Source organism: Reichenbachiella sp. 5M10 (genome assembly GCF_002742335.1).
Classification (GTDB): domain Bacteria; phylum Bacteroidota; class Bacteroidia; order Cytophagales; family Cyclobacteriaceae; genus Reichenbachiella.
In genome coordinates, this window is record NZ_MDGR01000007.1 from 1,906,729 (window position 1) to 1,933,627 (window position 26,899).

The window sequence follows — 26,899 nt, forward strand, 5'->3', positions numbered from 1 at the left end:
TTCACCCCTATAAATCGTGCTGTGATATCAAAGGTTTTCCATGACATTTTTGAGTCTTGGTGTTTCATTCCTACTACTTAGAAACTATACTTGCGAGACATAATTAACCCTATAAATAATGCCATTAAAATCATCGCATTTAGTGCTGTTTTTAATCCTCCTGTCTACCCAATTATTTGCAAACCCGCATACGATACAGTACCTCAAGAAGGACGCTTCTCTGCATGAGATCAAACAACTACATGAAGACCAGTGGATAGATTATACAGAGCCTGTCTATGAAGGAACTGCCAATGGCATTTACTGGTTTAGGATAGAAATTCCCGCATCAACGGAATCTCATATAGTCACCATTCCCGAATCCCATATCACTAGAGCATCACTCTATCAGGGGAAAGACGAGATTCTGCCCTTAGCTGACACACGCTATAGGAGCTTCTCGATCGCCCCCTCTCCTAGCGCAACCACTTACTACCTGAGGGTCAACTGTCGATTGGAAGCCAGAATCCCGCTACAAATAGAGCCATCAATGCGCTATCATAGATCCGAACAATATGAATTCCTAAGCATGGGGATCTATTACGGAGTGGTCATTTGTGTGGTCTTTATCAATCTCATCTCCTTCATTATCTTCGGAAACAAAGGTTATATTCAATACCTATTCATGCCCATCGGTATGTCCATCAATTCTGTGTACAAAGACGGCATTTTTGCGCTTCTGTTTGGTTCTATAGGTCTCAATGAATACATCGAACCTACCCTCAACAGTATTTTGGCGATCACTTGTGTCTTTTGTATTGAGAGCTACCTCAGTATCAACCGACACTATCCCCGATTGTATCGAATCGGCATTGCTTTTGTCGTCCTGTCACAGTTGCTCAATATTGGCGTGCTCCTGACACATGGGGCTTTCTCCCTCTATGTCTCCACCGACTTGGCTATTCTGTTGGCATTAGACACATTCTGGCTATCAGGCTTTTTGCTTTGGAGGAAAACGAAAACCATAGAGTCTGGCTGGTTTTCCGTGGCGTATGGCATACCGCTCTTTGTAGCGCATGGATACTATCTGAGTCCCTACTTCGGCTTAGACTTTATGAATATATCATTTATGTGGTACAAGGTCGGGTCTGTATTCGAAATGGCGATTTTCACCTACGCCATTATGTTTCAATCCAAAAAGATAGCCTTGAAAAACCAAGAGATGAGACAAACGATCGTGGACTATACCCATCAGCTCAACAAGCTACATGACAAGCCCAATGAAAAGGAAGCGCAAACCTTAGAACTCATCAAGCGCTACCGGTTCACGCTCAAAGAGGTAGAAGTTCTCCAGGATATAGCAGATGGGTGCACCAACAAAGAAATCGCGGACAAACACTTCATCAGTCAGAATACAGTCAAGTACCACATCAGGCACATCTTCGAAAAACTGAATGTAAACAACCGCAAAGAAGCCGGAAACAAACTCATGCATCCCGCTGATGAACCCTCAACAACGACTCAAATTTAACCCTCTCATAATAAGACAATTACCCGAATGGGTGGGAAAAACCACCCCCTCCTTTTTTGTCGTTGACCTAGCCATTGCGATAGCTTGCTGCACAGTTAAACAAACAGCAAATTTCAATGGTCACAATGTACAAACACTCCACCCTGTGTAAAATTAAGTTCTTTGATTACCTACGTCGTTTTCTCTTGATGCTCGCCATCCTGTCGATGGTCTCAGTATCCTATGCCCAAAATCAAGCACCAGTATTCACCTCCACGCCTGTGGTTACGGTAGATGACAATGTAGCATATTCATACACTGCCTATACTTCTGATTCTGACCGTGATAGGGTAACAGTAACTGCTACAACTAAACCCAGTTGGTTAACCTTAACCAATATTGATGCTGAGGTCACCACCTTTGCAGGCTCAGGTAGTTCAGGAAGCGAAGATGGTCACGGCACTAGCGCCAGTTTTAATAACCCTTCTGGAATAGCAATAGACGCATCAGGAAATATTTACGTCGCTAATGCCAATACAATAAGAAAAATAAGCCCCAGCGGTGATGTCACCACACTAGCAGGCTCAGCAGTTGCTGGAGATACCGATGGCAATGGTGTAAACGCTACGTTTAACCTTCCAAAGGGGCTAGCCATAGATGCCGCAGGTAATGTATATGTAGCAGACACATATAGTTTCAAAATCAGAAAAATAAGCACTAGTGGAGACGTAACTACATTAGCAGGATCAGGAAATGTGGCGAGTATTGACGGTAATGGAGCCAATGCTAGTTTCAATTATCCATTTGCATTAGCTGTAGACGCTACAGGCAATGTGTACGTAGCGGATGGTGGTAGTCAAAAAATACGTAAGATCACCCCAGACGGAGAGGTAACGACTTTTGCAGGCTCTGGAGACAATGAAAATGTTGATGGCAATGGACTGAATGCTAGTTTTATAAGTCCCCGTGGATTGACCATAGACGCTGCTGGCAACCTATATGTAACAAGTTTTTATGGTCATGCGGTGCGTAAGATAACGCCCGATCGTGACGTGACTACACTAGCAGGATCAGGAACTGCAGGCAATACAGATGACAATGGAACCAGTGCAAGCTTTAATGAGCCAGCAGGAATTGCTGTGGACGGTTCGGGTAATTTATATGTGGCTGACAACAGAAACCATAAAATACGCAAGATCAGCACCGATGGTGATGTAACGACCTTGGCAGGCTCAGGAAACCCCGGCAGTACGGATGAGAATGGCACGAGTGCTAGTTTTAATAATCCTATTGGAGTAGCCGTAGATGCTGCTGGCTCTGTGTATGTGGCTGATCAAGTCAATCATAAAATACGGAAGATATCTAAGTATTATGAACTTTCTGGTTCTGCAACAGATCAACTAGGTGATCACAATGTAACACTTACTGCTAGTGACGGTAAGGGAGGAACAGCGACACAGTCTTTTGTACTAAAAGTGGCTAAAGGTAGAGCTATCGGTACGGGCAATATTCTGTACGTCGACAAAAACGTAAGTGGTGGTGATGAAAGAGGTAGTTCGTGGATCAATGCCGTTCCTGAATTGGCCGATGCGCTCGTATGGGCCAAAGACAACTACGATGATACTTGGGCTACTACCCCATTAAAAATATATGTGGCCAAAGGTACTTATAAGCCCCTGTACAGTCCTGAGGATGGAGACAACTTCGGTACCGACCAAGGGCGTAACAATAGCTTCTCTATGGTCAAAAATGTCCAGTTGTATGGCGGTTTTGATCCAGCAAACGGAATTGAAGACTTAACTGACACACGTATCCTCCCCTCCTCTGACGAAGCAGTAGGGACAATATTGAGTGGTGATATTGGGACTGCAGATGATGCTACCGACAACACCTACAACGTACTCGTGAGTGCCGGAGATGTAGGTACCGCTAGCCTAGATGGGTTTAGCATCACGGATGGATATGCCAATGATTACTCTGACATTTATGTCAATGGTAAGCAGATATTCAAATGCTCTGGTGCAGGAGTCTACAACTCGGTCTCTTCACCCACTTATAAACATGTAACACTACACAACAACAGCTGTACAGAATCTGGTGGAGGGATGTTTAGTTACATGTCTTCACCAGCTCTTCAATTGGTTATTCTAAAAAACAACCAAGCCAAAGATGGCGGGGGAATAACAAACCAAGAGAGTTCTTCTCCTACGCTTTTGAATGTCTCCATTCAAAGCAACAATGCGAGTGAAAATGGTAGCGGAATGTACAATGTAGATGAATCTGAACCTACGCTTACCAATGTTTCTATTGTAGGCAATGAGGCTTCTGTTAGCAGTGAGGAAGTACCCAGTTGTGTATCTCAAAACTCCTCTCTCACGCTAAACAACTGCATCATTTGGGATGTGGTCACTGGAGATTACACAGCTCAGAACAGCCTAATCAAAGGAACTAGCGATACCTCTAATGGTAACCTAGATGCTACTGACTTGACTGATACGGACATCTTTACTGATCCTGCCAACGGGGACTATAGTCTTAAAAGCACCAGTATAGCCGTAAACTCAGGAAGCAATACCTTATACACCGACGCTGGTGGGGACTTAGCCAATGATGTGGACATAGCAGGAAACGCACGTCTCTATGATGGCATACCTAGTACAGATATCATTGATATGGGAGCTTATGAATACCTCGACAACATCGACCCTGTCTTCACCTCTACAACTACAGCCAGTTTCATAGAGAACGAAACAGGTACAGCCTACACCGTGACTGCTACTGATGCAAACACGATTACCTATAGTCTCGGTTCTGGCAATGACGAAGCACTATTCGATATAGTAGGTAGCACGGGAGTTGTAACCTTCAAGGCTGCTCCTGACTTTGAGAGCCCTGCGGATGCAGATGAGGACAATGCTTATCTCATCAACGTGATTGCGAGTGATGGAGTGAATGCCGCAAACCAAAACGTAACCATCACTGTCACTGATGTGGATGATACCGATCCTGAATTCACTTCAGCTACTGCTGTCAACTTTGCAGAGAATGAAACAGGTACAGCCTACACCGTGACTGCCACTGATGCAAACACGGTTACCTATAGCCTTGGCTCAGGTAATGACGAAGCACTATTCGATATAGTAAGTAGCACGGGAGTTGTAACCTTTAAGACTGCTCCTGACTTTGAGAGCCCTGCGGATACAGATGAGGACAATGCTTATGTCATCAATGTAATTGCGAGTGATGGAGTGAATACCGTAAACCAAAACGTGACCATCACTGTCACTGATGTGGATGATACCGATCCTGTATTCACTTCAGTTACTGCTGTCAACTTTGCAGAGAATGAAACAGGTACAGCCTACACCGTGACTGCTACTGATGCAAACACGGTTACCTATAGCCTCGGTTCTGGTAATGACGAAGCACTATTCGATATAGTAGGTAGCACCGGAGTTGTAACCTTTAAGACTGCTCCTGACTTTGAGAACCCTGCGGATGCGGATGAGGACAATGCCTATCTCATCAACGTGATTGCGAGTGATGGAGTGAATACAGTAAACCAGAACGTGACCATTACTGTCACTGATGTGGATGATACCGAGCCTGTATTCAGTTCAACCACTGCTGTCAACTTTGCGGAGAATGAAACAGGTACAGCCTACACAGTGACTGCTACTGATGCAAACACGATTACCTATTGCCTCGGTTCTGGCAATGACGAATCCATATTTAATATAATTTCAACTTCAGGGGTAGTCACTTTCAAGGCTGCTCCTGACTTTGAGAGCCCTGCGGATACAGATGAGGACAATGCTTATGTCATCAATGTAATTGCGAGTGATGGAGTGAATACCGTAAACCAAAACGTAACCATTACTGTCACCGATGTGGATGATACCAATCCTGTATTCACCTCTGTAACTACAGCCAGTTTCATAGAGAATGAAACAGGTACCGCTTACACCGTGACTGCCACTGATGCGAACACGATTACCTATAGCCTTGGCTCGGGTAATGACGAATCCATATTTAATATAATTTCAACTTCAGGGGTAGTCACTTTCAAGACTGCTCCTGACTTTGAGAGCCCTGCGGATACGGATGAAGACAATGACTATGTCATCAACGTTATTGCGAGTGATGGAGGGAATACCGTAAACCAGAACGTGACCATCACTGTCACTGATGTGGATGATACCGATCCTGTATTCACCTCTGCAACTACAGCCAGTTTCATAGAGAACGAAACAGGTACAGCCTACACCGTGACTGCCACTGATGCGAACACGATTACCTATAGCCTCGGTTCTGGCAATGACGAAGCACTATTCGATATAGTAGGTAGCACGGGAGTTGTAACCTTTAAGACTGCTCCTAACTTTGAGAGCCCTGCGGATACGGATGCGGACAATGACTATGTCATCAACGTGATTGCGAGTGATGGAGTGAATACCGTAAACCAAAACGTGACCATCACTGTCACTGATGTGGATGATGTAATTACAGCAACGGACAGCTACGAACACGCACTCAACGATATTAGTTTGTACCCTAACCCTACTCATGATCAGCTAAACATAGACTTGTCCAACTATCAAAATAGCAACCTCTCGGTACGTATCACGAATGTATCGGGTGCACAATACTTTCTCAGAGAAAACATCGCTACGCAACGCTTGCTCGTCAATGTAGAGAAGTATCCTTCGGGCGTTTACTTAGTCATACTACAAACGGCTAATCATATGGTGACAAAGCGTGTGATTATTGCGCCATAATCGTCTGCCACTGTTGAGAAAAAGGGGAGCTTGAATAATTCAAGCTCCCCTTTTTCTCACTCTATACTTGATCTCAGCTCACGGGCTAGTTAAGAAGACTGAGTCGTTTATGATGAAAGCGAAGGATTTTTAAAAATAGTCAGGTGTCGTATGCTCCGATAGTATCTAATATGGAAGTCACGATGTGAAAATAGAACTAATCTTGTTCATCACTGTCTGCAGTATACCATATACTACTTCAGAAGAAAAGCCTCCCAACAATGCAAAAATCAATCGATTCATTTCTACATCACCTTCTAGTCCCGTTTTGTTGATGACGATCACCTCTGACATGATCAACCCGCTCAACATTCCCATGATCAGCATGATCCAATAGTAGGTGGCATCTCCCCTTACCAAAGTAGCTTCTTTTACTTCTTTGGTTAATTTGGACAACAAGAAGAAAATAGTACCCACACAAGCACCTGAACAAATGAAAATGAGGTTTTTGAGCAATGGCCACCCCGAATTGTCCAAGATGCCTTTGGATAACACTTCTGAACTTACATCGGCTGACAAACCGATTCCCAATAGGGACCCTATAGCCAGTATGGCAATAAAAATAAAGTTGCGAACCAAAGGAATAGGACTAAACAGTCCTCTACTTTTAGAACTGCATTGGTCCAAATATAGTATGGATTCAGGCATGGAAGGGTGAATCGCTTCGCACATTATCCCATGAGCCAGGATGAGCTCATCCAAACTGTTGCTATTGAGGAGCCTAGCAGCCTCCTTGGGGATAGATTTACCTTTGTTCATGATGTGGGTTGCTATGCAATTGACATCAGTGCGCACCTTATCGTACATAGTGGTTTCGTCTTGATTCCTCCTAGGAGTAGAAACGTTTTCTAGTGGTTTGTCATCAACACTGACTGACTCTTGATCGGCGAGAGTGCTTTCTGGTCCCAGGTCCAAGTCAACCTCATCCACTCTCGTAGACGGTATAGACGACACCTCGGCGATGGACTCCTCTTTGTTGCTGGGAATTTGTGCTTCTTCTGGGTCATCTACTTGCGTATCATGATCCTGATATACTCTACGATCTTTGATTTTGTCTAGGATATTCATGGTTTTGGTAGTAAGTATGGCTTAATTATAATTTGGTACGGTAATGCACTTCAAAATTTTTGGATATAGAATCATAGTCGTCCGCGGAGAGCTTACCTACGCGCTTTCTCTTGGCTATTAGCCGATCACTTTGAGTGATCAGTCGGTCGATCATTTCTCGGGTATCGCTAGAGAAGTTGAACGAGATCTCAGACCAATTGCGTCGTAGAATATCTGACTGCATCCACATCAGGTAATTGTTGATATAGACATATTGTCCTGTGAGATCATGTGCACCTATGGTCAGGTAGTCCTCCATCGCTTGGAAAACACGAAAGGAATACACTACTTCTATCTGTGCTCGCTTGCTAGGGTCATACGACTGTGGCCATACATCTACATAGTGCGATTCAGGAGTCATCGACCGGTACAAAAAATGACTCTCAGGATAAAATTTTGATAGCTCTATTTGTGGCGACAGCCAGTTCCTCTGGATGTTTTCTAAGGTAGTATTGGCCGCTCTGTTTTCTTCAATCCGTTTGTTAGAATGTGTGGAGAGGATCAAGTTATAAGCTACCAATATCACAGAGATAGCGGTAGGTATACCAATGAGTAACTCCAATTTTCGATCTTGCTCTGCCTCTAGTCTAGAGATCAAATGGTATCCGACAAAGAGAATAAACAAAGCACCAGCTAGCATAAATTCGGTTCCATACTGATATAAGGTTTCTTCAGCATTCATGGGTGTACGATTGATTAAAGAAAAATTGTGTACGTCAGTGAGTGAAAATTTGATCCCCTTAAGCCTTAGGATAAGGGGACCATAATATTTGAGTTATTATGAATTCAAATGATCACCATATAGCTCTAAAATACGCTCCCAGGTCTCTGCATTATTGCGATTCAAAAGACTAGATAGAACATGAATATCATCACCATAACCATGATCATCAGTACCTCTAACATCATTCCAATGTGTGGCTTCATGTATTAATGTACCTGCTTGCGAATCAACACCTATTGGAGAGGCATTCATAAATGTAGTCGTGAGAACTACACGATGATTTGCATCATTCGGATCCACTTCAGCATAATATGGGCGACCTTGTTCGTCTACACCATGCGTGTCAAAACGAAAATTATCTCTTTGCAAATTCTGAATTGTATCTCCAATGCGAGTAAACATATTTGCATATGATTCGCGTCGAGAATCAACCATTCTAACATTCATATATGTACCAATTAAGCCTACAATTACTTCTTCATTATTGCGTAATGCATTTGAGGCTGTCCGTACGATACTCACGGCATTATCCCTAGCTTGCCTTGTTACATCCCATTCATTATTTGATAATGGTCTCATTTTATTAAATTTTTAATTATTTACCTACTCTATTCAGTTTTCGGCTTCCCTGTTGTTTGTACTTCGCTTACAATTGATTCGTTAGCTCTATGATTGCGCTGTGCAAATCATTTGACTCCAGTCTGTCCAAAATAGCTTCTACCATATTGAGGATGGCTGTGGACAACTCTTGTTCACTTACACTATTGCCAGTGAGTCGGCATGAATTGTTAGTAACCATCGCATCTAACGCTATCAGCTTCAGATGATCTACCGTCACATTCTGTGGTAGCTGGGCATTGTCAATGATAGGACTACCCCGGTGTACAAAATGATTGACATTGGATGTGTCGTACACCTGTAGACTAACTGCAGGCTCATACTGGAGTTCTACATTATCATGCTGCAGTGTGTTTTCAATTACTCGCCATTGGCTGGTGTCGTAATTTGCAGTAAGGCGTTGTTCGCTAAAACCTACATAACGAACTGATTTATACGAGACTAATGTGTCTCCATTGTCGTTTTCATTTCCAGATCTGCGAAGTTCCAAACGTATTCTGACAAATCTTTTGTCAATTTCATTCCATAGATAGAAGGAGGAGAACCTCAAGCCATTGTGGCTATCCTCCCTCCTTCTTGGAAGTGTGAACCATTCTTTCATCTTATTATAGTTTAAGTTTTGTCCCTACTCTATCTTCGGCTTTTCGGGTATCGCCGTTATGCGCATTGTTACACCACACTTTTGACCAGACAGTCGTTGATCCTGAGGAAAGACTCCGATGGATCTCCTGACTCGAATGTGATCTCTATGTTGGCTTTGGATTGTTCTTTGCCGAAGACGCCTCCGCTCCCACCCATATCTATATCTAGTGTGGCTTGCATGCCTTCTTTCTCCTTGTTGGCATCCGCTATTTTGATTTTACCAAGGGCAACTTCAAAGTTGACTTTCATTTCCTTGATCTTGATAGCTGATGGAGGGAGCAAACTCATAAGGGGCACACGAAGGGTCACCATGTTGTCAGGATCATCATCAGGGTCCAACGAGGGCACCTGTAGTTCCTGAATGATTGGTTTTCCTTCTTCATCAAAATACTTACCTATTTGATGAATGTGCTGCTCTTCTGTTAGTTCCTGAGCACGCAAGACCGCATTGTGTATGGCCTGCAATAAATGATCGAATCTTTGTTGCGACATGTTGATATAGTTATGATTTGTCTATCCATTCGGGCTTTCTCTTAAAGCCTATGTGATAAGTGGTTTTTTGCATGTTCATCTGATGCTCTCCCATCTGGAAAGTAGCAATCATGACATCTCTTCCTATGATCTTCCCTTTGGGATAGCCCGATAAGTATTGGTTGAGTTTATCGAATTGACTATCGTGCTCATTGTCACTAAAGGGTGATTGAGGATTCACTGAGCCGACGATGACTTTGGCGACATAGCGTATGTCATCTAGAGCAAAATGAGACGGAGGCGATCCTGGCAAATTCATGGCTTACTTAGTAGTAGTTGAGCTAGACGTAGCGTCATCCTCGATCGGTTTGCTCGTAGAGTCAACTAAGGTTGGCTTGCCTATAATCTTGCCATCCTTATCTCTTTCGATTTCTCCGTCTTTCGCCTTGTATTGCTCTATCTGTCTAGGCGCAGCAGCTTGATTCATCATGTCGAGAACCCTCGCCAGACCTTCGGGCATGCCAAAGTTCTGCGCATTGACATCTACATGATACTTGGCAGATTGATCACTAGATCGGGTATTTTCCTTGGAGGTAGATACCGAACCACTGATAGATACACTACCCGATACAGGTCCAAAACCAAACTTGGCAGAAGCTGTCAAAGATGCAGAAGCATCTGTTTGACTTCTTGATGAGCTTGAGCTTTTCACTTCCATGTCAAATGTGACGTTGACCGTATTGACTTGCAGGTTGGGTATAGGCACGATCGCTAGGATTGGAACCTTTACCTTTACAAGCTCAATAGCAGGCTTTCCATCTTGGTCGGTACCTGGTTTTTCGTAGGTAAAATCGACCATACGCGGTGCTCCAGGCACCATTTTGCCGTCAGCCCCTTTTTGCTCTGGCAAGAACCCCACATCATTGATAAATGATGAAGTGGCTTGCGCCATCAGCACATTGGCATCACATGCCGCTTTGAGTGGGCCGCCTATGAGTGTCTCCATAGGCAAACCCTTGAATTGATTTGCAATTTCCATATAACAATAAATTAATTTGGTTACGATGTTAAAATTCAGACTCTTCTAAGAGTGTGTAGGTAAATGAATTGCCAAATCTCCGGGCGGCCTCTCTACAGGTATCCATGAAAAAATTGAAGTCATTTACTTTTTTAAAAACTTGGCATCCCGCAGACCACTTTTCGACTACAGTCGACTCACCATTGGCATTGCTTCTGTGGATATTGATGCCAAAGATGCCAGTATCTGTCGGGCCGTTCATATCAAGGCTTGTGTCTCGGTCATTGTCTCGCCAGACCGTTACGGGCCGCTGTTGTTTGAGTGCTTCGTATCTGCCTTGATGTAGGCCTATGGCATGTGACTGCCTGTACTGCCCAGGGACCAAGATGGCTGTCCCATTGACATTTGAGGGATTTTGTAGCCAGTAGTTGCCTGGATCTGTAGTGATGGCAAATTCAAAAATCTTCCATTCCAAGTGCTCATCTCTGTATATCAAGTACAACCAATCATCAAAACTATTGGCAATGGGGTTATTGCTCCTAATGCCAATGATATTGAGGTTATACGGCTTTTGGTTGTCGAAAAACCGATACTGTTTTTTCTCGAGTACTTGGACTAAGGCGTCTCTTGTGAACTTCATAGGTCTTTTGGTTTGAGGGATCAAGAATTTGTTTTCTTGATTCAAACTTGACGAAACCCGTCTGCAAGTAAAAAATGAATGAGTGGACGGTATCCAATCATTAGTGAATGCTGTCTTTTTTTGAGTAGAGCCTTTTAAATACAATTATTTGAAAGGATATTGCAGGAAAACCAAGCTATGTACTTACCATGAAACTTAAAGCAACGGACGAGTTCTATAGGCCTAATCAGGCACATTCATAGAATAGTCATCGTTCATCCATTCTTTTGAGCATAAGGCTGATGCCTTGTCTAGGGGCTGCATTACCTGTGGTATCACTTATAGGAGAGAGTAATCTGAGTTTGACTGTACTCACCCAAAAACAACAGATCAGACTTCTCGTACATTGCCCTACTCGCTGAGCTCATGCAGAAATGGATCAACACCGGGAATAAATATATCTCGTCTTGTCAAAAGCGGTACCCACTAAACTAAACCATACAACTACTATGAAAATACTAATCCATGTAAAGAATACTCCAAGCCCGTACGTCATCGAACTGAATCAGGACGATTTGAATACTGTGCTGATGAATACCAATGTACTCACTGAGTCTTCCAGAGAATTCCCGATGAAACTAGACCCTTTTGTGAAAATCCAATCTGGTTCACTGCTAAGCTTGGCATACAACGACACGGTGCATATAGATGTAGCCTCCAGTGATGATAATCTAAAGTTGGAATATATATACATCAACAATTGTAGTCATTTGGATACTCGAGAGAATGGCTACATGACCCCTGATGAATGGAGAGATTTACTCAAATACAATGAATCGGATAATATCTTGGCGGCAGCAAATGGGACATTGTATGTAGGTACGGTAAACAATCAAGGAGTAAAAACGGGGGATGTTACGATCCTAAAGAAATCCGAAAACTGTGTTTTTCGATTTGGGATTGTCATTAGCTTTTTAGTCCCCGGCCGCAAGGTATATGGCATCATCGATCCTTTGATCAAAATCACCAACTCAGCCTGATTGATGAAAAGCAGTAGGGTTGCATGGGCGATATTTATCCTCCATGTTTTTCTATCGCCTTTGATTTTGACGGGGCAGATCAGCTCTGGCTTACGAATCGATCAACTCATTGATTCGCTGAATACGTATTCGCTAGAAGATAGTCAGAAAGTAGAGCTACTCTGTCAGATCGCCTATCATCATCATGACCCCATGATGGCCTTGCAGTATGGTCAGCAGTCCTTGCAACTCGCCCAAACACTGAATAGACCTCTGCTCATTGCTCGCGCCTATGAAGAATTGGCTGAGGCTCATAGAGTATTAGGCAATGAAGTCCAATCGCGACATGCAACTACACGTGCACTCAGAATATATGAAAACGAAAATGAATATCATTTGGCAGCTGCCCTATACGCTCAAACGGCCAATTACCTGCTAAAGGATCAACGGTATGATCAAGCTATCCGCCTGTTAGAGAGTGCTAAACAGAACTATAAAAAAAGTGGAGACAATAAAAAGTATGCACTGACATGTATCAACCTAGGAGAAGCTTTTCGATTGACCCAACACTATGATAGTGCCAAACACTATCTATACCATGCTCTGACTTGTAACTATACAGAGGATTCGCTCATCAGAGGCTATGCCCTTGGCAATCTAGGCATGGTGTATCATGAGTCGATCGAGTTGAAAAATGCCAAAGAGTATTTGATAGATGGTATTGCGATCGTAGAAAAGTTGAAAGACCCCTACTCGACATCTGTCTATCTCGCCGAACTAGGACGCGTCTATCAGCAACAGGGATTAAAAGATCAAGCTGAAAAACACTTACTCAAGGCAATAAAAATGGCACAGGATGCCAACCTTAAAGAACAAATACGTGATTTTAGTCAGCAGTTGTCGTTTTACTATGCCGAACTTCACGACTACCGAAGCAGTCTTCAATACCAAAGATTGTTTCAAATATACCAAGACAGTCTTGTCAATAAAACAAATATCCAACTGGTCGAACGAATCAAAGCAGAATACGAAATAGACAAAAAGAACTCTGAAATTCAACTGCTAGACCAGATCAATCTACAGCGCACCTACGCTGCGTATGGTTTAGCCCTAGGGGTTGTTTTATTGGTATGTCTCAGTCTTTTGCTCCATCGAAAGAATGAACAAGCCAAGACGGCTAATGACATACTCTCGGAACAAAAGGAGACACTAGCTCATCGAGAGAAAGAAAAAGCAGTGCTTCTACATGAACTCAATCATCGCGTAAAGAATAATCTTCAGATGATCTCTAGTTTGCTCAATATGCAAAAACATGAGCTAGTGGGGCATCCCGCCGAACAAGCCATCCACGAAAGCAAGCATCGAATAGATGCTCTGTCGCTCATCCATCAACGCCTCTATCAACAAGACACTCAAACCAAAATCTCCGTCAAGGAATATTTTACAGATCTCATTCTAAATTTGGTCTACAGCTACGGACGAGAGGTGAAGTGTACTTTCGATATATCTGACACTCCTCTACTCATCGACATTCTTATTCCATTGGCCCTAATAACGAATGAGCTCGTCACCAATGCATTGAAATATGCCTTCGAAGAAACCTCTGAACCAAATATTCACTTTGAGTTCCAGACAAAACCATGTTGTGCTTCGCTATTGGTAAGGGATAATGGGAGTGGCTTTGATCCTAGCCAGCAAAAAGAAGGTTTTGGACTCGTACTCACTCGCACATTAGTGGCACAACTCGATGGGGATTTAAGATACACAAACCAAAACGGCTCAATCTGGACACTCCATATCAAAATAGACCCTCTATCATGACGCATAAAAATAATAAGTTAAACATACTCATCGTAGAAGACGAGATCGTCCTAGCTCAGGATCTTGCCATAAGGCTTTCACCGGCATACAATATCATCGGTCCATATACCAATGTTCGGGAGGCACTTATCGAATTGGAAAAACATACAATAGACCTTATCCTAATTGATATTGAGCTAAAAGGAGAGCAAGATGGTATCGATTTAGCAAAGTGCATCAATGATAAGTTTCACCTACCATTTATCTTCCTTTCTTCCCATTCTGATCAAAAAACAATCAATCGAGCTAAGTATGTCAAGCCTTATGCCTATCTACTCAAACCTTACAACGATAGAGAAATTGCCATCGCTATTGAACTAGCGCTGTGCAATTGTGCCGAACAAAAAGCGATAAGTGATTCGAATAAGTCAAAGGACACGATTGAGCATGACTCACAGGTCATTAATCTTAACGATTCTCTATTTCTAAAAAAGAAAAACTACTACGAACGGGTTGCATTGGCTGATATCTCCTTGTTGGAAGCGGACAACAACTATACTACGGTGTACACTCATTCAGATAAGTACGTCTACTCAACCGTACTAAAAAAGATGGAAGAGAAACTACCGCGACATCTGTTTTTGAGAATTCATCGTAGCTACGTCATCAATATACAGGCTATACGAGGATATGAAGGGAATTTACTCCAAGTGCTTGATAGAAAAATACCTGTAGGCAAGCAATACAGAAAGGCACTTTTTGAATTATTCAACTCATTCTAAGCCATCACTTCATGGTTACACGATTTGCCTTGGTACATGATGTAAGTAACAGAACCTAGACACTAGGCTTTAGAGTTCAACCAAAGGATATCACCCGGATGAACATACATATTTGGTCTAAAACCCAGTGTCTGGGTGGCTCAAGTTATACTGTTTCCGTTTCCCAAGCGAACTGCTTGAACCCTTCGTCCAAAGGTGTCTCAGCAATATGATTCGTATAGTTGCTGATCACTTTTTGAGACAAGCCAAGGATGATTTCCAATACGTGCTGTTGTGCATAGCCTGCTGCATAAAATGCGCTCAATTCATCTTCGCTAATTCGTCCTCGATTGCGAACAATCGTAAGTGTCGCTTCATGCAAGGCTTGCAACTTGGCAGTAGGCAATTCTGTCTTGTTTCTAAGGGCCTCAATGATCGCCTCGTCTACATTCATGCTGTGTGCGATGGCTGTATGTGCAGGCACACAGTAGTGACACTCGTGTTCCACGTTGATGGTTTGCCAGACTACAGTCAACTCCTCTTTGTCAAATGATGTATTGGTAAACAGGCCATGCAGCGTCTGGTAAGCTTCTAGCAACTGAGGAGATTCTGCCAATGCTCCGTGTAGATTGGGTACGTACCCATAGGCACTTTGTGATTTTTCCAACAAAGGTTTACTGTTTTCGGGGGCTGATTCTACGGTGTGAATTTTCAATGTACTCATAATTGTGTTTGTTTATTGTTAATTTATTAGTTCAACGGTGAAACTAAACTATCGTTTAGTTATTGGGTAAAAATTATATGCTTTTGAAAATATTGTCTATATAATGGCCTATTTGGGAAGGGTTGAACATCCGTGAAGCCGACGACAAGCCAAACATTGAAACAATGAGATAGTCCGCTTGTTCATCTATAGTCGCAGCATCCTTTCGCAGATCCTGCCCCAGAATATCCGCGAACAATTGCCTCACCTCCATTGTAAATTTGGTCATCTGTACTTGCAATACTGGGTCTGCATCTGGACCAAATTCATTGGCCGTGTTAGAAATCAAACATCCTTTACCACATTTAGTATCCTTCGAAAAGGCCAGAAAGTCATGAAAATATTGTTTGATCGCTGCGACACCTTCTGACGAGTTTTTCAACTTGTCTAGAATGACGTTGAGTTTAGTCTTATATAGCTTGATACTCTCCAAGAAAACACCATCCTTGCTACCAAAGCTGGCGTAGATAGAAAACTTATTGATACCCATCTCCTTCTCCAGCATAGCCATGGATGTGGTTTCATATCCATGACGCCAAAATAGATTCATGGCTTTGTCAATTACTTCTTCTTCTTTGTATGTCTTTTGTCTAGCCATAGTTGATACTGTTATACGACCAATCTAAACGATGGTTTAGAAATATAGAACTATTTTCATATTATTTGTTCCATGCATCCCCCATGCACCCTGACATAGCACATGAAAGACAGACGAAATGAAGAACTATATGACTCAAAGCCTCTAAATTTGTCCTATTAATTTATGGATCACACATCAACTATGAACGCTAGCACATTTACTAACAAACTCAAAGAGACACCAGAACAAATCACCTTTGAAGAGACCATGCAGGTCATCGAAGCTGAATACACCTTCACTCCTACGGCTTTCCAAAATGGAGACCTATACAATGAAGCAGGACAAAACTCAGGTTCATGCAAATTGTTTGCCTTTGCTCAGGATCAAGGATACACGGTCGATGAGACGCTGCAGTGCTTTGGGGACTATTATAGGATAGATGTCCTCAATGACCCCAACGGGACTGGACACCAAAACATTCGAAACTTCATGCAGTATGGCTGGGAAGGGATACGTTTTGAGAGTCAAGCTATAGCAAAAGGCTAAATATTCCTTCAATAGCACTATAAAGCAAAAAGGCCACCGAATACGGTGGCCTTTTAGAGTAATGTATGATAAGGTTGATCACACTCTTCGTGTGACCAACCACTGTTGTTGCAGACTATTCTTTAATTACCCTTCTCGTATATACTTGTTCGTTGGTGATCAACTGCATGTGATACACACCACTTTGCAGAGTAGCCATATCCAACGTATAGTTACTGCTGTTTGCTGGCACTTGGATCAGCTGAATCATGATTCCTGCATTGTCAAACAAACGTATCATAGTCGCCTCTACTCCTGGCTCCCATTTTACATTCACTTGGTTTTTGACAGGGTTCGGGTACAAATCCATCTCCAAACGCTCTACTTCGATGGATGACAATATGTTGCTTTCTACACTTACTGTGAAAGAAACAGTTACTTCATCGTTGTAGGTATCTGTAGCAGTCAAAGTCACCGTTGTACTTCCCTCTGCCAAGGGCTCGATGATGAAGCTGCCGGACGAAATGGAAACTCCGACTACCGCAGCATCTGCTGCTGAGGCATCAAAGTACATCACATCACCGTCTGCATCAGTGAACACACTGCTTGCCGCAAAGGTCAAGTTCGTTCCGCCTACATGGAGCGTCGCGTCTTCTACAGTCATCGCTACTGGTGCAGTGTTGGTTTCAGTGGACTCTTCCTCTTCTTCTACACTGACCGTGAATGAAACAGTCACCACATCGTTGTAGGTATCTGTAGCAGTCAAAGTCACCGTTGTACTTCCTTCTGCCAAGGGCTCGATGATGAAGTTGCCAGACGAAATAGACACTCCCACTACCGCAGCATCTGTTGCTGAGGCATCAAAGTACATCACATCACTGTCTGCATCAGTGAACACACTGCTTGCCGCAAAGGTCAAGCTCATTCCTCCTGCTTGAAGCGTCGCGTCTTCTACAGTCACAGCTACTGGTGCAGCGTTGGTCTCGGTGGACTCTTCCTCCTCGTCTTCTTCCTCTTCTTCTACACTGACCGTGAATGAAACAGTTACTTCATCGTTGTAAGTATCTGTAGCAGTCAAAGTCACCGTTGTACTTCCTTCTGCCAAGGGCTCGATGATGAAGTTGCCGGACGAAATGGAAACACCGACTACCGTAGCATCTGCTGCTGAGGCATCAAAGTACATCACATCACTGTCTGCATCGGTAAACACACTGCTTGCCGCAAAGGTCAAGCTCGTTCCTCCTGCTTGAAGCGTCGCGTCTTCTACAGTCACAGCTACTGGTGCTGAATTTCGAACAGCCACCGTAACAGTGAATGAAGTAGATACCTCCACTATACCATCTGTTGCAGTCAAAGTCACTAGAGTTGCTCCAGCCGAAAGCGGCGTGATGTCAAACCCTGAGGCAGTCACTGCTGCTGTAGCAACAGTCGCATCAGCTACTGTAGCAGTAAAAGTCAAAATATGGTCTCCATCAGAGAATATCTCCGAAGCAACCAACGAATACACTCCATCACTTACATATCTCGATATATTCTCAAGAGACACAGCTACTGGCGCTTGGTTTTCTACCACCGTCAAGTTGAATGAAGTCAACACCTCGACCGTTCCATCTGAGGCAAATAGCCCAACGAATGTCGTGCCTGCCTGGACGGGAGTGATCTCAAAACCTGTCGAAGTAGTCAATACCGTAGCAACTTCATCGCTCTCATTGATCGCTCTGAAAGTCAAAGCATCCATGTCTGCATCACTAAAAATAGTATTGCCTTCTAGAGTCAATACTCCCTCATGAAGGTAGCGTTGCATGTCACTTACTTGACTAGCGACGGGATTTCTATTGACATTGGCTACTGTCAGATGTATCGGTTTGACCACTGTCTCTCCTTTGTCATCTGTTGCCACCAACTCAATCACATGTACACCAGCTTGGTCATAGTCAGGACTATAAACAATAGTCGCTGTATTGCCAGAGAGAGCCAGCGAAGTAAACGCATACTCTTCAGCCAAAGCGATCTCAGTTATGGTTCCATCCAAGTCCGAAACTTCCGCTACGAAACTCACTTCTGAACCTTCCTGTACGTTGATATTTTCGAGTACATCGATTTCTGGTAAGTGATTGACATAGACTTCTACTGCTCTTTCCAACGAAGGAGTCAGTGGGTCATTGAAGTTGTAAGTCACCATGGCATAGTGCGAACCTCCACGATCCGTTTCGGAAGCATCGAGATAGAATGTCAAATCCGTATTTGCATCAGGAGCCACAGTTCCGGCTGCTGGATCTACAGTCAGCCAATCACCATACCCACCTACTTGTTCTAGTGCTCTGATTTTGAAATTATGGGCTGCATCACTGAGCCAAGAATGACCTGGGAAATACCAAGACGCACGTGGGTCCGACGTTAATCTATCGTTGTACGCAGCAGGTTGTAGCATAGAAGTCGGGTAAGTTATGACCACCCAGAAATGTTCTTCTTCTTCATAAAACAACTGTGGTTCTTCCAAGGCAATGATCGCGTTGTAGCCATTTTCTGCCTCTGGATGAGAAAACTGTTGACTCGTCACCAATTCTCCATTTTCAGGACGTGTTCCTCCTTTGTACACTTGCAACAAAGAGGGCTCATAAGCACCGTTGCTGTTGTAGTAATTGCTCACATGTGTCAAGTAGAACCTCTCCTTCTCTAGCGTAAATTTGACCGCCACTTTAGGCGCTACAGAGCCTCCGTTTTGACCATAGTAACCGTCCGGATCGGTATGCTTGTCGTAGTAGATACTGTCTTCAAATGAAGGCACCACCGATGAGCTCACATCAGAGAATCCGTAAGGAAAGAATCTGATTTCGGTTGTATACTCTAGATCACTCATGCCCTCATTGGTCAGAGTAATCGCATCAGATGCTACTTCGGTACTCAATAAGTCCAACACCAAGGTCTCCAATGGATTCACCACAGCGGCTGGAGGCAATACAGCTACTCCGCTCATACTTACTGTCAGCACTGGATTGCTTGCGTCATCACTGTTGATAGTGAGTGTGTTGACAAAATCAGTCGCTTGATCCGGTGCAAAAGTCACTTTCACAACCAGTGAATCCTTAGGAGCCACCGTGTAGCTACTTGTTTTATCAATTCCAAACCCTGCCATTTCATCACTGAAAGTCAACGATGAGATCATGAGGTCCTTGGTCCCTTCGTTGTATACCGTAAACTCCTTGATCTGGTTGAAGTTCTCACCCTCTACATAATGCAGAGGATCAAAAAGAATCTCATTTGTACTCAAACTGATCTCTTGAACACCCGATACATTGAGAGTTGCTGTGATTTCGGTGATCTGATCGTCTGTATCGTTGCTCACGATTCGAATAGGCTCCATATAAACTCCATGGTAGATTGAATCCGTATCTATCAACAAGTCAAACGATTCAGACAATCCTGCTTCCAAGACTCCTTTGTAGTATGGACTTGTGATCATGACTGCAAACTCACTTTTCAGATAATCTAACTTATTGTAGACTACCGTCAATCCATCAGTACCGTCTTCGTTTTCCATTCCGACAGACACACTATTGATGGCAGTATAGGCCTCCAAATCTTTGTACTGCATCTTGATATCTCCATTTGCATAGAGGATCCCTTGGAATGTCGCTCCGTAAGCACTGTTGTCTCTAGAGACATTGGTGTACTGTACGACCAGTGAATCTGGAGTAGCTAGATAGTATACATCTCCCATCTCTTCAGGATCAAGGTCGTCCCAGAAAATAGCAATGTGATTGTCTGGGTCAATCGTCGATGGGAAACTTCGGTTGCTCTGTCCACCGGATGCCCCAAGTGTCGTATTGAAAGTCAGAAAACCATTGGAGGCAATTTGTACCTCGTCGTAGGTATTGCCATAGTATGGGAAAGTAAATGGTAGAGAAACAAATATTCCATCTCCTTCACCCAAAGCCAATCTATTGCCTGATTCGGCGATATCCACCCAGTCATAGATCACGGCATCACTGCTGTCACTATCAGCCCATGTGTATCCAAAATTGTCACCACCTTGTACTACAGATGGAGTTGTGACTCCATCTAGGGTCATAAATGATGGTGCGTGCACGACGTAGTTAAGTACTGACCCTGAGATATTTTCCACAGTCACAGATACCTTGTCTGATTCACTAGATGCCAAAGAGACTTCTACTGGATCAATGTCTGTAGTCACACGCAACTCTGGACTAGCAATAGTCGACCCAGATACTGGAATGACCAAACTACTGTTTCCAAAATCATCGTCACTCGTGACAGTCAAATCACCCGTAAACACTCCCACATCAACTGGTGCAAAGGTCACTTCTACAAAAACTTGCTGTCCAGCAGCCAAGGTCAATTCTTCAACAAAAGACGTCGTAAATGCCTCATCACTAGACGCTATACTACTTACAACCAAATCTTTAGAACCGGTGTTTTTGAGAGATAAACTCTGAATGACACTCGTCCCATCGATAATTGGAGCAAAAGTCAACGACTCTGTATTAGCGGTGATTTCAGGATGTCCAATCACGTCTAGTACAGCGGTAAACTGAGCCTTAGGTACGAGAGGATCGTTGTTGTAGATGTATATCTCATGACTATACACCCCTTCCAATAGCCCCGTAGCATCGATCGTTGCTTCGATCGTCTCTTCTTCTCCGGCTGGGATGATCCCGTTGTACTTGTTTATACTTACATTGTCAAACCCTTGATAACCAGGGAATACTAAAATAGCCAGTTCATCTTCGACAAAGGTCTCATTGTAGTTGATTTGCAATCCTTGAGTACCGTCGGCATTCTCGATACCAATGGTTGCAGAATTTTTGATACCCAGAGAAGCTTGCTCATAATAATACATGATGCGTCCATCATCGAAGAGTACAATCTGAAATGAAATGGTACCATCGTTATTGTTGCTGTTACCAACTTTTTCCCACTGGACGATGATTCTGTCCTCAAAAGCCTCGTAGTACATGTTGCCTACCGTATTTGGGAATCGTAAGTTGTCCCAATACCCAGCCACAAGGTCATTCGGAGTATATGCATTAGGTATCGCTCTGTTGTAATTGGTCGTAGACCCAGTACTCGCGAAAGTCACAAAACCTTCTGCACTGATATACATGCTCGTCTTGGTCTCACCATAAAATGGGAAGTCAAAGGGCAATTCAACAAACTCCGAACCTGTATAAGCCCCTGACATGATCTCCGTTCCGGAGGTAGAGATATCATTCCAAACGAACTCGGGTCCATTGCTGTCGTTGCTATCGATCCATCGGTAGCCTGCATCATCTGGACCACCCAATGAGTTCAACGCCACTTGCTCTTCACTCAATATTCCGCTTTGGTTTTCAGGAATAGAGTATTGAAGAGGGTATGCTCCTTCGTTTTTGATCGTAAACTGTCTCGTGACGATTTCACCAGAGTTCAAAGACAACATAATAGTATCTGGAGCAATTACCACTTCCGGAGGCAAGATCGCAGATCCAGTCAACGTTATTTTGGTCACTGGGCTGTTGGGGTCGTTGCTTTGAATAGACATAGAACTATTGAATTGACCAATTTCGTCCGGTTTGAAATTAATCTTTACCGTATGGTCTCCATTCATATCAATGACTACTGGGCCGTCGAGATTTGTAGTAAACAAATCACTCGTAGAAGTGATGCTCTCGATATCCAAAGTTCCAATTCCACGGTTAGACATTTTGATTTCCAACTCTTTGTCTGCTCCTAGCAATACAGAACCAAAATCCAATACCTGATGATCTACCGAAAGTTCACCGATTTGTCCAGTTACTTCTAAGGCCACCGGCACTACTTGTGTCAAATGATCGTAATCATTGGTGCTAATAGATAGAGGCGTGTAGTAGTCTCCATTGGGTAACTCCATGGCATCTATCGTGACCTGAACATCCATGGACGCGCCTGGAGCGACTGTACCATTCGTCGGTGATACACTTGCAAAATCAACATACCCTCCACCAGCAAACGCTAGTGCGGATACCTGAGAGTTGTTTGGGAATACACCTATCAACTCGGTAGCTCCAGTTTGCGTATCGACCACTCTAAACTCTCCACGCTCTTCGATATAGTTGTATGCTGCGAGATAGATCATGTCGGTCTTAGGATCCCAAGCCAAACTCTGGTTGTAGTTGCCGGTAAAACCTACATGACCAATGGCTGTAGCAGCACCTGACGCTTTATCGATGCTATATATGTTGCCATCATCGAGCTTATAGCCCCACATTTGACCTTCTCCGTCACAAGCAATCGCGACCATGATACCGTCTCCCATAGATCCTACCAGTTCCACTGCCCCAGTAGAGACATCCATGGTATATAGATCAGAAGTGTATCCGTTGAAGTAGGTACCATAAACTACATTTTCAAATTTATCTGTCGCAATGTCGTTGAAAGGAGCCGTAGCACCAATCACAGAACGCTCACCTGTTTCAAGGTTCATTTTCATGAGCGTTTCTGACTCATCATTGATGATATACATATTGGTCACATCTCCTCGTGTGAAGTCCGCCGCGATAACGTTGTACCCTATGCCTTCACCTTGTGTAGCATACTCTCCAGGTGCATCTGTAGAAAAAGTAACAAAGAACTCGTCGGGATGTATTTGATGTCCATACGCCAACGATCCTTCTCCATACTTAGCCACTGGAACTGTCGTATCAAGTGTAGTACTCACATGTGGTGCGACACCAGCAGATACCGGCACATCCAATAGTGAAGTATATGAGGTCACTGCTGCGATGGACACTTCTGGTACTTCTACCTGATTTTCAAAATCAAAAATCAGGTCACCATCTCCCGTGTTGGTAATAGTGATTGTCTCTACAGCCGTCGTACTAACAGACGCATCGATGATGGTTTCGATATTCGCTGGCGTTACTTCCATCTCTGGTTCCAGCAGGCCAATTATCGTAGCTTGCGCATCGACCACTGTCACTGGATTGACTGGATCATTGCTTATGATTTTAAGTTCAAAATCATAAGTCGCGTTTCTGACGACCTCAGCGCCATCATAACTCACTTCGATATGCTGCGAACTCAATGGGGCTATTTCACCTTGTACCACGTCGAGACTTAGTCCATCCACTGACTTTTCTATGGCTCTGACAGTCCACACATAATTTTCATACCCTTCAAACGACTGAATATCCGTCCATTGATTGTTCATGAATGCCATGTGCGTATTGGGCCGATTGCCTCCTTCTACGATATCATAACCAAACTCCACTCTCTCTTCGGGCAGCAAGAAAACTACCCAAAACTCATCACCACTCTCAAAAGGCAATGGTATTTCTAGCGGGATATTCAAAAACTGGCTGCTTTCTTTGTGTTCAAACACTTGTGAAAGTCGCACCGTACCATCTGCGGGAGTCTCTCCTCCTTCGATGATCATCAAGGTTGTCTCCATACCTGCTGCCTCGTAGCTCACCTGCATATAGGTGGTCACTTGTGACAAGAGGAAATGCCCCTCTTGCTCAGGCACTTCAAAATTCGTGGCAGAAATCCAACTGTTGTATTCACCACTTTGATTGGTGACTTTCAACGCACCCGCTACTTCATCATCTCCATCGTCATAAGCTAGTACATCTTGCTCTTGATTTGCAAAATTCAATTGCGCTCCTATAGAACTACCCGTATTGATCGATTGATTTTGAAAGGATTGATAATCTCCTGCGTAGTGTACAAGAGGAAGACCTGGGCTCACTCCTACTCCTCCATATAATAAACTTGTCTCGACTTCATATTCTGCTATACCTCCATAGGTTGGCAATATATCAAAGTAAAGTGGGTATGCTCCTTCGTTGGTAATCGTGAAACTACCCAAGGCCGTTTTTGTATCAGTCGATAGATCGATGGTCACGCTAGGATCTCCAGCTATAGCAATCGTAGGTGCATCCTCAGTCGTACCAGATAATACAGTAGACAAAGATGAGGTATTGCCAAAATAATCAGACGATACGATCGCAAAGTAATAAGTAGTCGCAGGCAACAGCCCCTCCAAGATTATCTCCTCGGTTGTGCCAGGACTAGATGGCTTTTTGACATTCGCTGGGGTCGCCTCTCCAAAATTGGAAGCATTGATAGGCTGAGTAGAATAACGCAAGTCATAATAGGTGACCTGAGTAGAATTCGGCATATCTGCAGGAGCTGTCCACGAGAAACTCGCTGTGAGGTCCGTGATTGCATCCATTTGAAAATCTGTGATCGCTACCGGTGCAGCACCGTCATCATCGGCTAGTGCCTTGTAGGCATTCACTCGACCAGTACCCCAGTTTTCCGCTCCATCAAAGGTCAACGGATCCGTGGTATTGAGTAGTCTGCTCCTAACCAAGTCAGGAGTAATCCCTTCTTCCTTGAATCTAGATACGATCAATGCCGCTACACCTGATACATGAGGACAAGCCATAGAAGTACCAGAGTACGTTCCGGTATAGCCATCGTTGATCAAGGAGCTAAATATATCTTCGCCGGGAGCCGCGATATCTACCCAAGGACCATAGTTGGAGGCATAAAATTTGTAATCCGTATGGTTCGTTCCTCCTACAGCAATTACTTCCTCCATGTATCCTGGATAATATGCATCATTGTCCGCGTCATTTCCTGCGGCGAAAATCACAATACCACCAGCCATAGGGCCAACTTGGGTTCCACTTTCGTCATATCCCGCCTCAGCGATGAAATAACGAATGGCATCAAGCACTGACTGCTCGTAAGAACCCGGGACAGTATATCCCCAGCTGTTTTGAGAAATCACCGCACCATTGTCCGCTGCATATACATACGAAGAAGAGAACCCTCTACTTCCTGTCCCTGAGAACACCTGACATGACATGAGCCTAACTCCATCATCTGACCCTGTTCCTCCTGCTACGCCGGACCCACCGATACCATTGTTGGACTCGGCAGCTACAGTACCTGCCACGTGTGTACCGTGGTTTCCTGGGGTGATCTCCCCCTGCACTTGGGCGAAATTGTAGCCATAGACGTCATCCACGAATCCGTTATTGTCATCGTCGATCCCATTGTTGGCAATTTCACCAGTATTGACCCACATGTTGCCGACCAAATCTTCGTGATCATAGTCTACACCTTCGTCATGGATAGACACGATGACATCTGTACTACCCGTTTCCAACAACCACGCATTGTCTAGATCAATATCAGCATCGACCTTACCACCTGTTTGACCCGTGTTTTCATAGTGCCACTGCTCTGCGTAGCGAGGGTCGTCCACTCCATCTGGCAAAGTCGCCATCGCCAAGGTAGAGTTGAAGCTAGCCGCCTCAACCGCTCGGCTCGTCTTGGCGTGGATAAATTCACTCGTCGAGATTTCATTCAGTGCAAAGAAATCCTGCCGAGCATCATCTATGTCCGCACCCTTTTTAATTTCAATTTCGTACCAAAGATCCAGCCCATATTTGCGGTGTTTGGCTTCAAATTTTCCCGCATAGGGAAAAACTCTTTTCATACTTACCACTTGGTGTTTTTCATTCATCAAATCGACTTTGTTCAAACCGGTCTGAATCACACCATTGGCGTTCAATCTCACGTTCATCCCTCTCAGGTAGGACTCGCTTGATTTTTCAAATTTCACCCGAAATACAGATTGGTCATAGCTAGACTGTCCACTGACATACAATGTCGAAAACAGCATCATTACAACCAAGAGTATGGGCCTTATCGGTACTCTTTTTCTCATATTGATTTAAATTAAAATAGTATGTTTAATAAAATATTCTTCTGTCTGGCTCCATACATGTCTAGCATAGAACCAGTTTTAGGTTGGGGTGGTTGGGATGGTTTCGTGACGAATTGAGTTACGTCTATTTCTCTCTAATCGCTTTTAGGGGGGAAGATTAAAAATAGGGACAGATGATATTCATGTATCCAAATGTGTAACCCTCTGCCATGAAAGGTCGCTTCA

General features: G+C 43.7%; 17 protein-coding genes. 6 read left to right on the forward strand and 11 right to left on the reverse strand.

All coding sequences use genetic code 11. The features are described from left to right. Positions 1 to 118: 118 nt before the first annotated feature. Both BFP72_RS07670 and BFP72_RS07675 read left to right on the forward strand, forming a co-directional pair. Positions 119 to 1,510 (forward strand): LuxR C-terminal-related transcriptional regulator, encoded by a 1,392-nt coding sequence (locus BFP72_RS07670; RefSeq protein WP_099598577.1) that lies wholly within the window; start codon positions 119 to 121, stop codon positions 1,508 to 1,510. 116 nt (positions 1,511 to 1,626) lie between these two features. Further along, the gene (locus BFP72_RS07675; protein WP_099598578.1) at positions 1,627 to 6,267 is read left to right on the forward strand and encodes an SMP-30/gluconolactonase/LRE family protein; all 4,641 of its coding nucleotides are present in this window, start codon (positions 1,627 to 1,629) and stop codon (positions 6,265 to 6,267) included. A 177-nt stretch (positions 6,268 to 6,444) separates the two neighbouring features. Here the strand turns inward: BFP72_RS07675 and BFP72_RS07680 are convergent, their stop codons facing one another. From BFP72_RS07680 to BFP72_RS07715, 8 genes are all read right to left on the reverse strand, one after another. After that, the gene (locus BFP72_RS07680) at positions 6,445 to 7,374 is read right to left on the reverse strand and encodes a hypothetical protein (protein WP_099598579.1); all 930 of its coding nucleotides are present in this window, start codon (positions 7,372 to 7,374) and stop codon (positions 6,445 to 6,447) included. Between the two features lie 25 nt (positions 7,375 to 7,399). Beyond that, on the reverse strand, positions 7,400 to 8,095 hold the full coding sequence (locus BFP72_RS07685; RefSeq protein ID WP_099598580.1) for a hypothetical protein: 696 nt from the start codon (positions 8,093 to 8,095) through the stop codon (positions 7,400 to 7,402). Positions 8,096 to 8,191: 96 nt separating this feature from the next. Then, complete coding sequence (locus tag BFP72_RS07690; RefSeq protein WP_099598581.1) at positions 8,192 to 8,716, reverse strand: M35 family metallo-endopeptidase; 525 nt, start codon at positions 8,714 to 8,716, stop codon at positions 8,192 to 8,194. A 67-nt stretch (positions 8,717 to 8,783) separates the two neighbouring features. Further along, entirely contained in the window at positions 8,784 to 9,356 is a 573-nt protein-coding gene (locus BFP72_RS07695; RefSeq protein ID WP_143519983.1) for a hypothetical protein, read from the reverse strand. 68 nt (positions 9,357 to 9,424) lie between these two features. Continuing rightward, complete coding sequence (locus BFP72_RS07700) at positions 9,425 to 9,889, reverse strand: DUF2589 domain-containing protein (protein WP_099598583.1); 465 nt, start codon at positions 9,887 to 9,889, stop codon at positions 9,425 to 9,427. A 10-nt stretch (positions 9,890 to 9,899) separates the two neighbouring features. Beyond that, positions 9,900 to 10,187, reverse strand: a complete 288-nt coding sequence (locus tag BFP72_RS07705) for a hypothetical protein (RefSeq protein ID WP_099598584.1) — start codon at positions 10,185 to 10,187, stop codon at positions 9,900 to 9,902. Positions 10,188 to 10,190: 3 nt separating this feature from the next. Continuing rightward, complete coding sequence (locus tag BFP72_RS07710; protein WP_221406491.1) at positions 10,191 to 10,907, reverse strand: DUF2589 domain-containing protein; 717 nt, start codon at positions 10,905 to 10,907, stop codon at positions 10,191 to 10,193. Positions 10,908 to 10,935: 28 nt separating this feature from the next. Continuing rightward, entirely contained in the window at positions 10,936 to 11,526 is a 591-nt protein-coding gene (locus tag BFP72_RS07715; RefSeq protein ID WP_099600721.1) for a hypothetical protein, read from the reverse strand. A 488-nt stretch (positions 11,527 to 12,014) separates the two neighbouring features. On the opposite strand from BFP72_RS07715, the gene BFP72_RS07720 reads away from it, so the two are divergent. From BFP72_RS07720 to BFP72_RS07730, 3 genes are read left to right on the forward strand one after another with little or no spacing between them, the layout of a single operon-like run. After that, positions 12,015 to 12,545, forward strand: coding sequence for a hypothetical protein (locus tag BFP72_RS07720; RefSeq protein WP_143519984.1), 531 nt, complete (start codon positions 12,015 to 12,017; stop codon positions 12,543 to 12,545). Between the two features lie 3 nt (positions 12,546 to 12,548). Continuing rightward, on the forward strand, positions 12,549 to 14,345 hold the full coding sequence (locus tag BFP72_RS07725; RefSeq protein WP_099598586.1) for a histidine kinase dimerization/phosphoacceptor domain -containing protein: 1,797 nt from the start codon (positions 12,549 to 12,551) through the stop codon (positions 14,343 to 14,345). Continuing rightward, complete coding sequence (locus BFP72_RS07730) at positions 14,342 to 15,106, forward strand: LytTR family DNA-binding domain-containing protein (protein WP_099598587.1); 765 nt, start codon at positions 14,342 to 14,344, stop codon at positions 15,104 to 15,106. The genes BFP72_RS07725 and BFP72_RS07730 overlap by 4 nt, the downstream gene beginning before the upstream one ends. Positions 15,107 to 15,251: 145 nt before the next feature. On the opposite strand, the gene BFP72_RS07735 is transcribed toward BFP72_RS07730, so the two are convergent. Next, on the reverse strand, positions 15,252 to 15,809 hold the full coding sequence (locus BFP72_RS07735; protein ID WP_099598588.1) for a carboxymuconolactone decarboxylase family protein: 558 nt from the start codon (positions 15,807 to 15,809) through the stop codon (positions 15,252 to 15,254). A gap of 73 nt (positions 15,810 to 15,882) precedes the next feature. Further along, a complete protein-coding gene (locus BFP72_RS07740) occupies positions 15,883 to 16,446 on the reverse strand; it encodes a TetR/AcrR family transcriptional regulator (protein ID WP_099598589.1) in 564 nt (187 codons plus the stop codon). A 183-nt stretch (positions 16,447 to 16,629) separates the two neighbouring features. Here BFP72_RS07740 and BFP72_RS07745 point away from each other — a divergent pair, with 183 nt between their 5' ends. Beyond that, complete coding sequence (locus BFP72_RS07745; protein ID WP_099598590.1) at positions 16,630 to 16,974, forward strand: HopJ type III effector protein; 345 nt, start codon at positions 16,630 to 16,632, stop codon at positions 16,972 to 16,974. A gap of 115 nt (positions 16,975 to 17,089) precedes the next feature. Here BFP72_RS07745 and BFP72_RS07750 read toward each other — a convergent pair whose 3' ends face one another. Continuing rightward, on the reverse strand, positions 17,090 to 26,674 hold the full coding sequence (locus BFP72_RS07750) for a S8 family serine peptidase (protein ID WP_099598591.1): 9,585 nt from the start codon (positions 26,672 to 26,674) through the stop codon (positions 17,090 to 17,092). Positions 26,675 to 26,899 lie beyond the last annotated feature (225 nt).

Bases quoted from the DNA above. Each gene is read 5' to 3' on its own strand.
- BFP72_RS07690 (WP_099598581.1), bottom strand. From the start codon at position 8,716: ATGAGACCATTATCAAATAATGAATGGGATGTAACAAGGCAAGCTAGG.
- BFP72_RS07700 (WP_099598583.1), bottom strand. From the start codon at position 9,889: ATGTCGCAACAAAGATTCGATCATTTATTGCAGGCCATACACAATGCG.
- BFP72_RS07705 (WP_099598584.1), bottom strand. From the start codon at position 10,187: ATGAATTTGCCAGGATCGCCTCCGTCTCATTTTGCTCTAGATGACATA.
- BFP72_RS07720 (WP_143519984.1), top strand. From the start codon at position 12,015: ATGAAAATACTAATCCATGTAAAGAATACTCCAAGCCCGTACGTCATC.
- BFP72_RS07685 (WP_099598580.1), bottom strand. From the start codon at position 8,095: ATGAATGCTGAAGAAACCTTATATCAGTATGGAACCGAATTTATGCTA.
- BFP72_RS07745 (WP_099598590.1), top strand. From the start codon at position 16,630: ATGAACGCTAGCACATTTACTAACAAACTCAAAGAGACACCAGAACAA.
- BFP72_RS07710 (WP_221406491.1), bottom strand. From the start codon at position 10,907: ATGGAAATTGCAAATCAATTCAAGGGTTTGCCTATGGAGACACTCATA.
- BFP72_RS07680 (WP_099598579.1), bottom strand. From the start codon at position 7,374: ATGAATATCCTAGACAAAATCAAAGATCGTAGAGTATATCAGGATCAT.
- BFP72_RS07715 (WP_099600721.1), bottom strand. From the start codon at position 11,526: ATGAAGTTCACAAGAGACGCCTTAGTCCAAGTACTCGAGAAAAAACAG.
- BFP72_RS07675 (WP_099598578.1), top strand. From the start codon at position 1,627: ATGGTCACAATGTACAAACACTCCACCCTGTGTAAAATTAAGTTCTTT.
- BFP72_RS07730 (WP_099598587.1), top strand. From the start codon at position 14,342: ATGACGCATAAAAATAATAAGTTAAACATACTCATCGTAGAAGACGAG.
- BFP72_RS07750 (WP_099598591.1), bottom strand. From the start codon at position 26,674: ATGAGAAAAAGAGTACCGATAAGGCCCATACTCTTGGTTGTAATGATG.
- BFP72_RS07695 (WP_143519983.1), bottom strand. From the start codon at position 9,356: ATGAAAGAATGGTTCACACTTCCAAGAAGGAGGGAGGATAGCCACAAT.
- BFP72_RS07735 (WP_099598588.1), bottom strand. From the start codon at position 15,809: ATGAGTACATTGAAAATTCACACCGTAGAATCAGCCCCCGAAAACAGT.
- BFP72_RS07670 (WP_099598577.1), top strand. From the start codon at position 119: ATGCCATTAAAATCATCGCATTTAGTGCTGTTTTTAATCCTCCTGTCT.
- BFP72_RS07725 (WP_099598586.1), top strand. From the start codon at position 12,549: ATGAAAAGCAGTAGGGTTGCATGGGCGATATTTATCCTCCATGTTTTT.
- BFP72_RS07740 (WP_099598589.1), bottom strand. From the start codon at position 16,446: ATGGCTAGACAAAAGACATACAAAGAAGAAGAAGTAATTGACAAAGCC.